The 14,046-nt window shown below is 61.9% G+C and carries 12 protein-coding genes and 1 other RNA gene; 4 read left to right on the forward strand and 9 right to left on the reverse strand.

The genetic code is table 11. The features are described 5' to 3' along the window. The first annotated feature begins 3 nt into the window (after positions 1–3). Positions 4–534 (forward strand): GNAT family N-acetyltransferase, encoded by a 531-nt coding sequence (locus tag WCL58_RS23265; RefSeq protein ID WP_060422828.1) that lies wholly within the window; start codon positions 4–6, stop codon positions 532–534. Between the two features lie 10 nt (positions 535–544). Here the strand turns inward: WCL58_RS23265 and WCL58_RS23270 are convergent, their stop codons facing one another. From WCL58_RS23270 to WCL58_RS23305, 8 genes are all read right to left on the reverse strand, one after another. Continuing rightward, positions 545–1,510: a quinone oxidoreductase family protein gene (locus WCL58_RS23270; RefSeq protein ID WP_049199252.1), complete on the reverse strand. Its 966-nt coding sequence runs from the start codon at positions 1,508–1,510 to the stop codon at positions 545–547. Between the two features lie 108 nt (positions 1,511–1,618). Further along, entirely contained in the window at positions 1,619–4,498 is a 2,880-nt protein-coding gene (gene gcvP / locus WCL58_RS23275; RefSeq protein ID WP_336851655.1) for an aminomethyl-transferring glycine dehydrogenase, read from the reverse strand. Between the two features lie 92 nt (positions 4,499–4,590). Next, positions 4,591–4,977 carry a glycine cleavage system protein GcvH gene (gene gcvH / locus WCL58_RS23280; RefSeq protein ID WP_336851656.1) on the reverse strand — a complete coding sequence of 129 codons (387 nt, stop codon included), beginning with the start codon at positions 4,975–4,977 and terminating at the stop codon, positions 4,591–4,593. Between the two features lie 46 nt (positions 4,978–5,023). Further along, positions 5,024–6,121, reverse strand: a complete 1,098-nt coding sequence (gene gcvT, locus WCL58_RS23285) for a glycine cleavage system aminomethyltransferase GcvT (protein WP_004931631.1) — start codon at positions 6,119–6,121, stop codon at positions 5,024–5,026. A 506-nt stretch (positions 6,122–6,627) separates the two neighbouring features. Then, positions 6,628–7,830, reverse strand: a complete 1,203-nt coding sequence (gene ubiI, locus WCL58_RS23290; protein WP_060441304.1) for an FAD-dependent 2-octaprenylphenol hydroxylase — start codon at positions 7,828–7,830, stop codon at positions 6,628–6,630. 80 nt (positions 7,831–7,910) lie between these two features. Beyond that, positions 7,911–9,089, reverse strand: a complete 1,179-nt coding sequence (ubiH, locus tag WCL58_RS23295) for a 2-octaprenyl-6-methoxyphenyl hydroxylase (RefSeq protein ID WP_336851657.1) — start codon at positions 9,087–9,089, stop codon at positions 7,911–7,913. 4 nt (positions 9,090–9,093) lie between these two features. Then, the gene (gene pepP / locus WCL58_RS23300) at positions 9,094–10,407 is read right to left on the reverse strand and encodes a Xaa-Pro aminopeptidase (protein WP_070913826.1); all 1,314 of its coding nucleotides are present in this window, start codon (positions 10,405–10,407) and stop codon (positions 9,094–9,096) included. A 55-nt stretch (positions 10,408–10,462) separates the two neighbouring features. Further along, on the reverse strand, positions 10,463–11,041 hold the full coding sequence (locus tag WCL58_RS23305; RefSeq protein WP_038871164.1) for a YecA/YgfB family protein: 579 nt from the start codon (positions 11,039–11,041) through the stop codon (positions 10,463–10,465). A 319-nt stretch (positions 11,042–11,360) separates the two neighbouring features. On the opposite strand from WCL58_RS23305, the gene zapA reads away from it, so the two are divergent. From zapA to WCL58_RS23320, 3 genes are all read left to right on the forward strand, one after another. After that, positions 11,361–11,690, forward strand: coding sequence for a cell division protein ZapA (gene zapA / locus WCL58_RS23310; RefSeq protein ID WP_004931621.1), 330 nt, complete (start codon positions 11,361–11,363; stop codon positions 11,688–11,690). Positions 11,691–11,730: 40 nt separating this feature from the next. Next, positions 11,731–11,913, forward strand: a non-coding RNA gene (gene ssrS / locus WCL58_RS23315) — 6S RNA. Positions 11,914–11,965: 52 nt separating this feature from the next. Next, positions 11,966–12,574 (forward strand): 5-formyltetrahydrofolate cyclo-ligase, encoded by a 609-nt coding sequence (locus WCL58_RS23320; protein ID WP_060441302.1) that lies wholly within the window; start codon positions 11,966–11,968, stop codon positions 12,572–12,574. Positions 12,575–12,622: 48 nt separating this feature from the next. Here the strand turns inward: WCL58_RS23320 and serA are convergent, their stop codons facing one another. Then, positions 12,623–13,861 (reverse strand): phosphoglycerate dehydrogenase, encoded by a 1,239-nt coding sequence (serA, locus tag WCL58_RS23325; protein WP_025304156.1) that lies wholly within the window; start codon positions 13,859–13,861, stop codon positions 12,623–12,625. Positions 13,862–14,046: the final 185 nt, after the last annotated feature.

The following is a 14,046-nucleotide window of genomic DNA, read 5'->3' on the forward strand; positions in this document are numbered from 1 at the left end:
ATCATGAGCGCCCCTGTTCTGCTGCAACGGCAGCAACTCGACCGCCTATGGGATATCGACCGCAGTGAAGTCATCGACACCCTGTATCGCCTGCAGGACGGCAAGCTGCAAGCCTACCCGGACTACTACGACGTGCGCGGTTGGGATCCGCACGACCAGGAAACCTATACGCCAATCCACGAAGCCTGCTTCGATCGCGGCGGCGCGTTCTTCGCGCGGTTCGAAGGCGAGGAGATCGTCGCGGCGGCGGCGCTGGACACCGAGCCGCGCGGCCCGCAGCGGGATCTGCGCCAGCTGCTGTTCTTTTACGTCAGCGCGCACCAACGCGGCCTGGGGCTGGGCAAGCAGCTGTTTCAACTCTGCCTGCGTCAGGCGGCGCAGGAAGGCGCCGCCGGGCTATACGTCTCCTCCATCCCTAACAAAAGCACCGTAGACTTCTATCTGGCGCAAGGCTGCCGGCTCATCGAGCGCCCGGATGCCGAGCTGTTCGCCCGCGAGCCGGAGGATATTCACCTGGTCTGCCCTTGCCGTTAACGGCAAGGGCCTAACGGGCGATGCGTATCACCGAACGCACGTCGCTTTTCTTGTTCAGATCCCACACCTCGGCGATCTCCGCCAACGCGTGCTCCTGCGTCTCGATAGTGAGCGCGCCCGTCGCCGCCAGCGCCAGAATTTCGGTCGCGTAGCGCTGCATCTCCGGGATCGGCGGGAAGTTGCCGGTGCCGCTGCCAAGGATCTGCAGCTGATTGCTGCGCAATACCGCCGCCGGCAGCCGGATGTCCGGCGCGGCCATCGAGCCGACGTTGACCAGGCGAATGCCGCGCCCGCCGGCGTAAGACGAGAGATCGTGATTATTGAGCGTCGCGAGCAGCGCTTCGGTCGCCGGGCCCCAGATATAATCGACGATCACCTGATAACCGCCCGGCCCCGCCGCCGCCGCGAAGGCCTGCGTCAGCGCCTCGCCCTGCAGGCTCAGATCCACCGTGGCATCCACGCCCAACGCCTCCAACACGCTCAGCCGACGGCCGGCGGCAACGATGCGCCCGGCTCCCGCCTGACGCGCCGCCGCAACCGCCAGTTTGCCCGAGGTGCCGGTAGCGCCGATGATCAGCACCGTTTCACCGGGCTGCAGATCCGCTCGCCAGCGCAGCGGTAGCCAGGCGGCGAAGGCCGGATTGATCAGCGCCGCCGCCGTGGCGTCGTCTACCGCCTCCGGCACCGGCACCGTCCATGACGCGACGCTGCGCTCAGCCATCGCGCCGTAAGGGCGGCGGAAGGAGGCGAAATAGACCCGTTGCCCGTCGGCCGTCCGGCCCACGCCGTCGGTGCCGGGCACGATCGGCAACTGCTTGGGGCTGGAGTAATGGGTGCCGGCGACGGTAGCGCGATCCAGCTGTTTGATGCCGGCCGCCAGAACCTCGATCGGCACTTCATTCGCCTGCGCCAGGGGCTCCTCAAAGGTGCCGAAAACCGGGGCTTGCCCCAGCGCTGTTACGATTGCCGCTTGCATGGTGACTCCTCAAATCGTGGGAACGTACAGGAAAGAATAGGCCGCAATAAAATAAAAAGGGACACCGCATGATGCGGTGTCCCCCGAACACAAACTTTGCCGAACGTGTTATTCGTAATCGCTCATCGGCACGCAAGAACAGAACAGGTTACGGTCGCCGTACACGTCGTCCAGGCGCTTAACGCTCGGCCAGTACTTGTTCTCGCGCACGCCGGCCACCGGGAACACCGCCAGCTCGCGGCTGTACGGGTGCTGCCAGTCGCTGACCAGCTCCGCCTGCACGTGCGGCGCATTCACCAGCGGGTTATCTTCCAGCGGCCATTCGCCTTTGGCGACGCGATCGATCTCGCTGCGGATCGCCAGCATCGCATCGATAAAGCGATCCAGTTCCACCTTGCTTTCCGACTCGGTCGGCTCAACCATCAGCGTGCCCGCGACCGGGAACGACATGGTCGGAGCGTGGAAGCCGAAGTCGATCAGGCGCTTGGCGATGTCCATTTCGCTGATGCCGGTCTCTTCCTTCAGCGGACGAATATCGAGGATACATTCGTGCGCCACGCGGTGATCGCGGCCGGTATACAGAATCGGGTATGCGCCTTTCAGGCGGGTAGCGATGTAGTTGGCGTTCAGGATCGCCATCTGGCTGGCCTGCTTCAGGCCTTCCGCGCCCATCATGCGGATGTACATCCAGCTGATAGGCAGGATGGAGGCGCTGCCGAACGGCGCTGCGGAAACTGCGCCCTGCTGGGTGGTTACGCCGTCGATCTGCACGACGCTGTGGCCCGGCACGAACGGCGCCAGGTGCGCTTTCACGCCGATCGGGCCCATGCCCGGGCCGCCGCCGCCGTGCGGGATGCAGAAGGTTTTATGCAGGTTGAGGTGCGAAACGTCCGCGCCGATGTAGCCTGGCGTGGTGATGCCCACCTGGGCGTTCATGTTAGCGCCGTCCAGATACACCTGACCGCCGAACTGATGCACGATCTGGCACACTTCGCGGATGGTTTCTTCATACACGCCGTGGGTCGACGGGTAGGTCACCATGATGCAAGAGAGTTCTTCGCCCGCCTGCTCTGCCTTGACGCGCAGATCGTGCAGATCGATGTTGCCGTTCTTGTCGCAGGCGACCACCACCACGCTCATGCCCGCCATTTGGGCAGAGGCCGGGTTGGTGCCGTGTGCCGAGCTCGGGATCAGGCAGACGTGGCGGCCCCCTTCGTTACGGCTTTCGTGGTAGCGACGGATCGCCAGCAGGCCGGCGTATTCGCCCTGCGCGCCGGAGTTCGGCTGCATGCACACCGCGTCATAACCGGTCAGCTGTACCAGCCACTGAGACAGTTGGCCGATCATCTGCTGGTAGCCGGCAGCCTGCTCCGGCGGGCAGAACGGATGCAGCTCGGAGAATTCAGGCCAGGTGATCGGGATCATCTCCGCCGCGGCGTTCAATTTCATGGTGCAAGAACCCAGCGGGATCATCGCCTGGTTCAGCGCCAGATCCTTACGTTCCAAACGGTGCATGTAACGCATCATCTCGGTTTCGCTGTGATAGCGATTGAATACCGGATGGGTCAGGATCGGATCCTGACGCAGCATGGCGGCCGGGATCGATTGGCTGCTCTTGCTCACCGCCGCGTCCAGCGCGTCGATGTCCAGGCCGTGGTTGTCGCCGGCCAGCAGTGCGAACAGCGTCTGCACGTCTTCACGCGAGGTGGCTTCGTCCAGCGTGATGCCTACGGCGCCGTGGATATCGGTACGCAGGTTGATGCCGAAGCTCAGCGCGCGTTCCAGCACCGCCGCTTTGTCTTTCACTTCAACGGTCAGGGTGTCGAACCAGGTGTTGTGACGCAGCGTCAGGCCGGCCTTCTGCAGCCCGGCGGCCAGAATGTCGGTCAGGCGATGGATACGCCCGGCGATGCGCTGCAGCCCCTGTGGGCCGTGGTACACCGCGTACAGGCTGGCGATATTGGCCAGCAGCACCTGCGAGGTACAGATATTCGAGTTGGCCTTCTCGCGGCGGATATGCTGCTCGCGGGTCTGCATCGCCATGCGCAGCGCGGTGTTGCCGGCGGCATCACGGGAAACGCCGATGATGCGGCCCGGCATCGAGCGCTTGAACTCGTCGCGGCAGGCGAAGAAGGCGGCGTGCGGGCCGCCGTAGCCCATCGGCACGCCGAAGCGCTGCGCGGAGCCGAACACCACGTCGGCGCCCTGCTTGCCCGGCGCGGTCAGCAGCACCAGGGCCATGATGTCGGCGGCCACGCTGGTGATGATTTTGCGCGATTTCAATTCAGCCAGCAGCGCGCTGTAGTCGTGCAGCTCGCCGGTGGTGCCCACCTGTTGCAGCAGCACGCCGAACACGCCGTCCAGCTCCAGCACTTTTTCCGCTTTATCGACGATGACGTCGAAGCCGAAGGTTTCGGCGCGGGTGCGCACCACGTCCAGCGTCTGTGGATGCACGTCGTCAGCCACGAAGAAGCGGTTGGCGTCTTTCAGCTTGCTGGCGCGTTTGGCCAAGGCCATCGCTTCGGCGGCGGCGGTGGCTTCATCCAGCAGCGAAGCGGAAGCCAGATCCAGGCCGGTCAGATCGAGGGTCACGGTCTGGAAGTTCAGTAGCGCTTCCAGGCGGCCCTGCGACACTTCCGGCTGATAAGGGGTATAAGCGGTGTACCAACCCGGATTTTCCAGCATGTTGCGCAGGATCACCGGCGGCGTCAGCACGGCGCTGTAGCCCATGCCGATATAGGATTTGTAGCGCTGATTTTGCGAGGCGATCGCCTTCAGCTCAGCCAGCGCCTGGTGTTCGGTCGCCGCGTCGCCGACCGGCGGCGGCCCCGGCAGCTGAATGTCCGCCGGCACGATCTGTTGGATCAGCGCGCTGAGCGAGCGAGCGCCCACCGCTGCCAGCAACTCCTGGCGTTGTTCCGCAGAAGAGCCGATGTGGCGTTCAATGAACGCTTCGCTGTGTTCGAGTTGGCTGAGTGTCTGAGTCATTGCTACAAATTCCTGAATGCTTGCGTGATACGGGATATAGCTTGAGCGGTAACTAAAACGCCCCGGCCAAAAGGCCTGGGGCGTGGTCACGATTACTCGTCGATCGAGGCCTGATAAGCCGCGGCGTCCAGCAGGTTCGCCAGCTCGCCTTCGTCGGCGGCTTTAATCTGGAACAGGAAGCCGTCACCGTAAGGCTCGCTGTTCACCAGCTCCGGGGAGCTTTCCAGCTCGCCGTTCACCGCCACGATTTCGCCGCTGATCGGCGCGTAAATGTCCGACGCCGCCTTGACGGACTCCGCCACGGCGCAATCTTCACCGGCGTCGACTTTGCGGCCCACTTCCGGCAGATCGACAAACACCATATCGCCCAGCAGTTCCTGCGCGTGTTCGGTGATGCCTACGGTGTAAACGCCGTTACCTTCTGAACGAACCCACTCGTGGGAGGATGCGTATTTCAATTCTGTTGGCACATTGCTCATCGCCGGTTACTCCTTCGAAGAAATAAAAGAATCAATCAATAAAAAATCAATTTGTCAGCGGCTTGCCGGCGCGAACGAAACCGGGCTTGGTCACTTTGACCGGCATTTCACGGTTGCGGATCTGCACGATGGCCTGCTCGCCGATACCTGCCGGCACGCGCGCCAGCGCGATGCTGAAGCCCAGCGTCGGAGAGAACGAACCGCTGGTGATTACGCCTTCGTGGGTTTGCCCCGCCGCGTCGGTGAAACGCACCGGCAGCTCATTACGTAATACGCCTTTTTCCGTCATGATCAAGCCGACCAGTTGCTCGGTGCCCTGCTCGCGCTGTTGTTCCAGCGCTTCGCGGCCGATGAAACGACGATCTTCCGGCTGCCAGGCGATGGTCCAGCCCATGTTGGCGGCCAGCGGTGAAACGCCTTCGTCCATCTCTTGCCCGTAGAGGTTCATGCCCGCTTCCAGACGCAGCGTGTCGCGCGCGCCCAGACCGGCCGGCTTGACGCCCGCGGCCAGCAATTTTTGCCAGAAATCCGCCGCCTGCTCTTTCGGCAGCGCGATCTCATAGCCGGCCTCGCCGGTGTAACCGGTGGTGGCGATGAACAGCTCGCCGGCCTGCACGCCGAAGAACGGCTTCATGCCTTCGACCGCACTTTTTTGTTCCGGGGTGAACAGCGTGCCGGCACGCTCTTTGGCCTGCGGGCCCTGTACCGCGATCAGCGCCAGATCGTCGCGCACCGTCAGCGCAACGCCATACGGCGCGGCGTGCTCTTCAATCCAGGCCAGGTCTTTGTCGCGCGTGGCGGAGTTCACCACCAGGCGGAAATAGTCTTCAGTGAGGAAATAAACGATCAGGTCGTCGATCACGCCGCCGGAGGCATTCAGCATGCCGGTGTACAGCGCCTTGCCGGGTTGGGTCAGTTTGGCGACGTCGTTCGCCAGCAGGTAGCGCAGGAACTCTCGGGTGCGGGCGCCGTGCAGATCCACGATGGTCATGTGAGACACGTCGAACATGCCGGCATCCTGACGCACCGCGTGGTGCTCATCGAGCTGCGAGCCGTAGTGCAGCGGCATCATCCAGCCGTGAAAGTCTACCATGCGCGCACCGCACGCCACGTGCTGGTCGTACAGTGGGGTTTGCTTTGCCATCTTTTCCCTCTTTCCACTCGTCGCTAGAAGTTAGGGTGCTGCCACGCAATGCGGCGGAGCCTGGCTCGCGGCCCGATCGCCATGGCGCACTGACTGCTCAACACAAATGCTGCGCCGGGACGGGCGGAAACTGCGTGCAACCGCCGTGACGCAAACGATACCTTTCCCTCGAACTTATCACCGAACGACCACATTAACCATAAGTTAAAATAGGCTCATCGCCGTTCCAGGGCGGTAAAATGCCGGGCTAGTGTGCAGAGTTTTTCACTGGAAAAATGCGCTTTAAGGCACAAAATTAACAATTAAAGCGGCAAAACTCCGAAGTTATATAACAAACCGACGGGCGCGCATGAGATTCCGACTTTTGATAACCGAACATGGAATTAGAAAAAGTAATGATAAAAAGAGGCTGAAATTAGATTATTTCAAATGAAGGGTTATATAAGGAAAGACGATGGCATAAGGCGAGAAGCGCGAGCCCGCTGGGGGCTCGCAGAAGGCAGGTATCAGGCAAGCCACTCGGGCAGATCGTTCAGGCCCATCGCCTGACGCACCAGCTTTGGCTTGACGCCCGGCAGGCTGTCCGCCAGCCGCAGTCCCACGTCGCGCAGCAGCTTTTTGGCCGGGTGGTTGCCGTCGAACAGTTCGCGGAAACCCTGCATGCTGGCCAGCATCACCGCCGCGCCATGTTTGCGGCGGCGCTCATAGCGGCGCAGATAGAGGTGCTGGCCGATATCCTTGCCCTGCCGCTGCAGGCGGCGCAGTTCGGCAATCAGCTCGGCGGCGTCCATAAAGCCCAGGTTCACGCCCTGTCCGGCCAGCGGATGCACGGTATGCGCCGCATCGCCCACCAGCGCCAGGCGGTGCGCGGCGAAGCTGCGCGCATAGCGGCCGGTCAGCGGGAACGCCAACCGTTCGCTTTCCAGGCTGCAGGCGCCCAAGCGCATATCGAAGGCCATCGCCAGTTCGCGGTTGAACTGCTCCGGCTCAAGCTGTTTAAGCCGCTCGGCGTCTTCCGGCGTCACCGACCAGACGATGGAACTCAAATGCGGATCGCTGAACGGCAGGAACGCCAGAATGCCGTCGCCGTGGAAAATTTGCCGCGCCGTCGCCTGATGCGGCTCTTCGGTGCGAATGGTGGCCACCAGCGCATGGTGGCGGTAATCCCAGAAGGTGAGCGGGATGTCGGCGTGCTGGCGCAGCCACGACTGGGCGCCGTCGGCGCCGATCACCAGACGGGCGGTCAGCATGCGCCCGTCCTCCAGCGTAACGAAGGCATCGTTCTCGCCCCACGCCACCTGCTTGAGCGCGGCCGGGGTAATCAGCGTGATGTCCGACAGGCTTTCGGCGCGTTTCCACAGCGCCTGCTGGATCACCGAGTTTTCGATAATGTGGCCGAGATGGCTGAAGCCGCACTCGTCGCCGCGGAAGGCGATTTTGCCGAAGCTGTCGCGCTCCCACACTTCCATCGCGTTGTAAGCGCTGGCGCGCTGCTGGAGAATGTCGTCCCACACGCCGATGTGCTGCAGCAAACGCTCGCTGGCGGCATTGATGGCGGAGACGCGCAGCGTAGGCTGCTCCGACGGCGGCGCCATGTCCGGCTGGCGCTGTTCCAGCACCGCCACGCGCAGCCCGCTGCCCTGCAGGCCGCAAGCCAACGCCAGCCCCACCATACCGCCACCGGCGATAATCACGTCAAATGATTGCATGCTGCTCGATTTCCTTAAATAACGCGCGACGCCTTGCCGCGCCGCGTTTTGGGCGCGCCACAGGGCGCCCGATTCTGTGTCTAACGTTCCACCCAGCCCAGCGTGCGCTTGGCGAAGGCGTCGCGCACCGCCGGCAAACGCTCCATCGCCATCAGCCCCAGATTACGGCCGACCACCAGCGGGGCATAACGGTTGGCGAACAGGCGGATCAATCCGTCGGTCACGCCGATCGTCGCCTGCTGATCGTTTTGCCGCCGCTGCTGATAGCGGCTCAGCAGCGCATAACCGCCGGCGTCTTCGCCGCTGTCTACCGCTTCCGCCAGCGTTTCCGCCAGCGACATCACGTCGCGCAGGCCGAGGTTAAACCCCTGCCCGGCGATCGGATGCAGCGTCTGCGCCGCGTTGCCCACCAGCGCCAGACGATGGCTGACATGACGATCGGCGGTCAGCAGGCTGAGCGGATAACTGTGCCGTTTACCGGCCTTGAGGATACGCCCCAGCCGCCAGCCGAAGGCCCGTTGCAGCTCGGCGATAAAACGCTCGTCGTCCCAGGCATCCACCCGGGCGCGATCTTCGCGCGCGTGGCACCACACCAGCGAACTGCGCCCCTGCGACATCGGCAGCAGCGCCAGCGGCCCGTAGCGGGTAAAACGCTCGAAGGCGCGCCCCTGCGGATCTTCCGCCGTGGTGACGTTGGCGATGGTGGCGAACTGCGGATACTCCTCCTGCCGCCACTGCACGTTGCAGGCCTGCGCCAGCGCCGAACGCGAACCGTCGGCCGCCACCAGCAGCTGCCCGCACAGCCGCAGACCGGTATCCAGTTGCACTTCCGCCCGCTCTGCGGTGCGAATCACGTCCACCACCCGCGCGGGGCAATGCAGCGTAACACCCGGCGCCTTCGCCAGCAGCGCGAACAGCCGCTGCCCGGCGTCGTGCAGTTCGATCACCTGGCCAAGCGCATCGACCTGATAATCCTGCGCCCGCAGATTCACGAAACCGGCATGGCCGCGATCGCTGACGTGCACCTGAGTGATCGGCGTGGCGCAGTCGCGCAGCGCCGGCCAAACACCGATGCGCGCCAGCTGTTGGCAGGTGCCCTGCGCCAATGCGATGGCGCGGGCGTCAAAGCCCGGATGGCTGCGGTCATCCGGCCGAGTCGCCTCGACCAGATCCACGACCATTCTTCCCTGAGTAAGCGACGAGATAGCCAGCGCCAGCGTCGCGCCCGCCATACCGCCACCAACGATAATTACGCTCATTCCGTTACCTTGCCGCCGCCATCAAAGCCTCGATGGCATCGGCGTCTTTCACCACGGTGGCGGTCAGGTTTTCGTTGCCGTCGGCGGTGATCACGATGTCGTCCTCGATGCGGATGCCGATGCCGCGGTATTCCGCCGGCACGTCCGCATCCGGCGCAATGTACAGCCCCGGTTCCACGGTCAGCACCATGCCCGGCTCCAGCAGCCGATCGCGGCTCGGCGTGCCGTAGTGGCCGACGTCGTGCACGTCGAGGCCCAGCCAGTGGCTCAGCCCGTGCATGAAGAACTGCCGGTGCGCCTGCTCGGCGAGCAGCTGGTCGACTTCACCTTTCAAGACGCCCAGTTCCACCAGCCCGACCACCATGATGCGCACCACTTCGTCGTTGACTTCACGGATGCTGGTGCCGGGTTTGAACAATGCCAAAGCGCGCAGCAGCGACGCCAGCACAATGTCGTACACCGCGCGCTGCGGCTTGCTGAACTTGCCATTGACCGGGAAGGTGCGGGTAATGTCGCCGGCGTACCCCTGATACTCGCAGCCGGCGTCGATCAGCACCAAATCGCCGTCGCGCATCTGGCTCTCGTTCTCGGTGTAGTGCAAGATGCAGCCGTTTTCGCCGCTGCCGACGATGGTGTTGTAAGACGGGTAGCGGGCGCCGAGGCGGGTGAATTCATGGTGAATTTCCGCTTCCAGCTGGTATTCGAACATGCCAGGACGGCATTTTTCCATCGCGCGGGTATGCGCCAGCGCACTGATCTCACCGGCGCGGCGCATCACCGCCAGCTCTTCCGGCGATTTGAACAGGCGCATGTCGTGCAGCCACGGCCGCCAGTCGGTCACGGTGGCCGGCGCCTGCAGATTCTGGCGGAACCCCTTGCGCAGCTTGTCCAGCGCATCGAACAGGATCTGATCGGCGTAGGCGTATTCGCCCTGCGCGTGGTAGACCACGTCCAGGCCGTTGAGCAGCAGGTGCAGCTGATCATTGATTTCATCGAACGGTAGCGCGCGATCCACGCCCAGCTTCGCCGGCGCAGCGTCTTGCCCCAGGCGGCGGCCAAACCAGATTTCCGCCGTCAGATCGCGCACCCGGTTGAACAACACGCTGTGGTTGTGCGTTTCGTCGCTTTTGATCAGCACCAGCACCGCCTCCGGCTCATTGAAGCCGGTCAGGTACCAAAAGTCGCTGTTCTGCCGATAGGGATAGTCTGAATCTGCACTGCGCGTCGTTTCCGGCGCAGAGAAAATAACCGCCGCACTGGCCGGCGCCATTTTCGCCAACAGCGCCTGACGGCGGTTGTTGAATTCCTGCTGAGTCATTACCTTCTCCTGAAATCATGCCATCCGCACCGCCGGCGGAGGGGCGATAAGACGCTTAGTGCAACGTCGGTTTGATGTTTTCCGGCGCCGTTGGTTTGTGACGGGTGAATTCGCCGTGGCACATGATGGCGGCAACCCGCACATACTCCGCCACTTCTTCCAGCGACTGTTCCAATTCTTCCTGATCTTCGTCTTCGTCGTAGCCCAACTGCGCGATGTTGCGCAGATCGTCGATCGCTTCCCCGACTTCGTCTTTCACCTGGGCCAGCTTCGGCTGCATCATCCCCAGGCCGAGCAGGAAGTGGTTGACCCAACCGGCCAGCGCGTCGGCGCGATCGAACACGCTGACGATCTCCCCTTCCGGCAGCATCAGTTGGAACAGGAATTCGTCGTCTTCGAGCGTTTCGCGCGTCACTTCATACAGCTGTTGCAGCGGTTGGCTGAGCGCCTGCGGGAAGGCGACGCCTTCGTTGGTCAGATCGTGCACCAGCGCCTGCCAGCCGGCATCACGGCTGCCGCCGCACAACAGGCCGCTGATCAGGCCATGCATTTCTGCCGCGGTCAGCGCCACCGACTGCTGGTTGAGGGCCACGGTCAAAGATTGGTAACTTGGAAATGTATTCTGTATAGACATGCGCATTCGTCATCGTTGGCAGGATAAGTTCGTGTTATGCTACCACCAAGGTCCGTCGCTATACCAGATAAGCGCGACACCTCAGTGGCTAGTTATAATCGCGATGTGGCAGGTTTCACACTGCGCCGTCGGGTGGCGAAAGTGCGGTAAATACGCATTTTGAAACCCTTTTTTGACTGGCAATGTGCGCCACAGTAGATTACAACCAGGTACTGAAAAAGGGGTTGTATCTTGGTACCGAGGTATATATAGTGGCGCCCGCTTTGACGGCCCGGCCAGGGCGGACAAGGCTGGCGCGAAATTTAGGCAGGAAGGTGGCATGTCTGCACAACCGGTAGATATTCAAATTTTTGGCCGCTCGTTAAGAGTCAATTGCCCGCCAGAACAACAAGATGCGTTGAATATGGCGGCGGACGATCTTAACCAACGGTTGCAAGATCTTAAAGTTCGCACTAGAGTCTCCAATACTGAGCAACTGGTTTTCATCGCGGCATTGAACGTCTGTCACGAACTTGCTCAAGAACGGTTGAAAACCCGTGACTATGCGTCCAATATGGAACAACGCATACGGATGCTGCAGCAGACCATTGAACAAGCGCTGCTTGAACAAGGTCGCATCTCTGAACGTCAGGATGCACAATTCGAATAACTTAAGTTGTTGAAATCACAGTTTCGGCAACGAGTACAAAATTTCTCTGAGATGTTTGCCAGCGGGCCAGTCCCCTGAGCCGATATTTAGTACAAACAGAATGTGTTGCTCCGCGATCGGTGAGCACGCTCGGTGCGCCGAGAAGCCTTAAGATTGCGACGGCACGTTCACCTTGAACCATGGGTTCAAGGGTTACAGCCTGCGACGGCATCTCGGAGATTCCCCTTCTCAGCGGTTTATGTGTGCCGAACGCCACACTGAGCAAGCCTGATACGATGCCTTTTCAACCCCAATTCGCGCAGCAGCGCCAAGCCATTCGCCAACTCATTCGCCAACGCCGACGCGAACTTACGCCGGATCAGCAACGCTTTGCCGCAGACAAGATAACCGAGCGCCTTGCCGCACATGCACGCATTCAGGCGGCGCACAGCATCGCGGTCTTCCTGTCATTTGACGGTGAACTCGATACCGGGCCGCTGATCGAGCAACTGTGGACGCTCGGAAAACGGGTTTACCTGCCGGTGCTGCACCCGTTCAGCCCGGGCCACCTGCTGTTCCTGCGCTATGCGCCGGAAACGCCGCTGGTGCGCAATCGCTTCAATATTCTTGAACCGCGCCTCGATGTGCGCCAGGTGTTGCCGCTGGGCGAGCTGGACGTCGTGCTGACGCCGTTGGTGGCATTCGATCATACCGGGCAGCGTCTGGGTATGGGGGGCGGCTTTTACGATCGCACCCTGCAAAACTGGCAGAGCGACGGCCCCTATCCCATCGGGCTGGCCCATGATTGCCAGCAGGTGGAGCACCTGCCGACCGAGCACTGGGATATCCCGCTGCCGGAAATCCTCACCCCGCTCTGCAGCTGGGCGTGGCACGAACCTAAATAGCAAAAGGCCGGATCGCTCCGGCCTTTTTCGTTGCGGCATACCACCTAATCAGAACAGCAGACGGGCGCGAATGGTGCCGTCGATGGCCTTCATGCGCTGCAGCGCGGCGTCGGCGCGCGCGGTTTCCGCTTCAATGTCGATCACCACGTAGCCGATTTCCGGCCCGGTTTGCAGATACTGCGCGGCGATGTTAACCCCCTCTTCGGCAAAGATCTGGTTAATCTGCGTCAGCACGCCCGGGCGGTTTTCGTGGATGTGCAGCAGGCGGCTGGCATTCGGGCCATGCGCCGGCAGCGACACTTCCGGGAAGTTGACGGCGGACAGGGTCGACCCGTTGTCGGAGTATTTCGCCAGCTTGCCGGCCACTTCGTCGCCGATGTTCTCCTGCGCTTCCTGAGTGGAGCCACCGATGTGCGGCGTCAACAGCACGTTGTCGAACTCACACAGCGGCGAGTTGAACGGATCGCTGTTGGTTGCCGGCTCTTCCGGGAAGACGTCGATCGCCGCGCCCGCCAGGTGATTGCTGGCCAGCGCATCGCACAGCGCGGGAATATCCACCACGGTGCCGCGCGAGGCGTTGATCAGAATGGCGCCTGGTTTCATCAGCGCCAGCTCTTCCGCTCCCATCATATTCTTGGTGGCCAGCGTTTCCGGCACGTGCAGCGTCACCACGTCGCTCATATTGAGCAGGTCGGACAGATGGCGCACCTGCTGCGCATTACCTAACGGCAGCTTGTTCTCGATATCGTAGAAGAACACCTTCATGCCCAGCCCTTCGGCCAGAATGCCAAGCTGGGTGCCGATATGGCCGTAGCCGATGATGCCCAGCTTTTTACCGCGCGCCTCATAGGAGCCCACGGCCAGTTTGTGCCACACGCCGCGGTGCGCCTTGGCGTTGGCGGCCGGAATGCCGCGCAGCATCAACAGCAGCTCGCCCAGCACCATTTCGGCCACGGATCGGGTATTGGAGAAGGGAGCGTTGAAGACCGGAATACCGCGCTTGGTCGCCGCTTTCAGATCAACCTGGTTGGTGCCGATGCAGAAGCAGCCCACCGCCACCAGTTTTTCTGCGGCGGCGAACACCTCTTCGGTCAGATGCGTACGCGATCGGATGCCGACGAAGTGTGCATCGCGGATGGATGCCTTCAGCGATTCGGTGTCTAACGCACCCTTGTGGTATTCGATGTTGGTATAACCGGCGGCACGTAAATTATCGACCGTACTCTGATGAACCCCTTCCACCAACAGGAATTTAATCCTGTCTTTCTCCAATGATACTTTTGCCATTTACCCGACCCTATGTTCAGACTTCAGAAGCGGCTGTGACGACACAGCTCCCATCCAACATAACAAAAATAACGCGGGCGGCAATACAAACGATTGCCTGCCCGGCAGGACAAGGCGCAGCGTTGATGGCGGTTTACGGCAGAAAATGCCATAGGGAAAGTTTTCGGCAGAAGCTTTGGGGAGTC

This window comes from Serratia sp. TMDUHS_CL (assembly GCF_037137105.1).
Lineage (GTDB): Bacteria > Pseudomonadota > Gammaproteobacteria > Enterobacterales > Enterobacteriaceae > Serratia > Serratia nevei.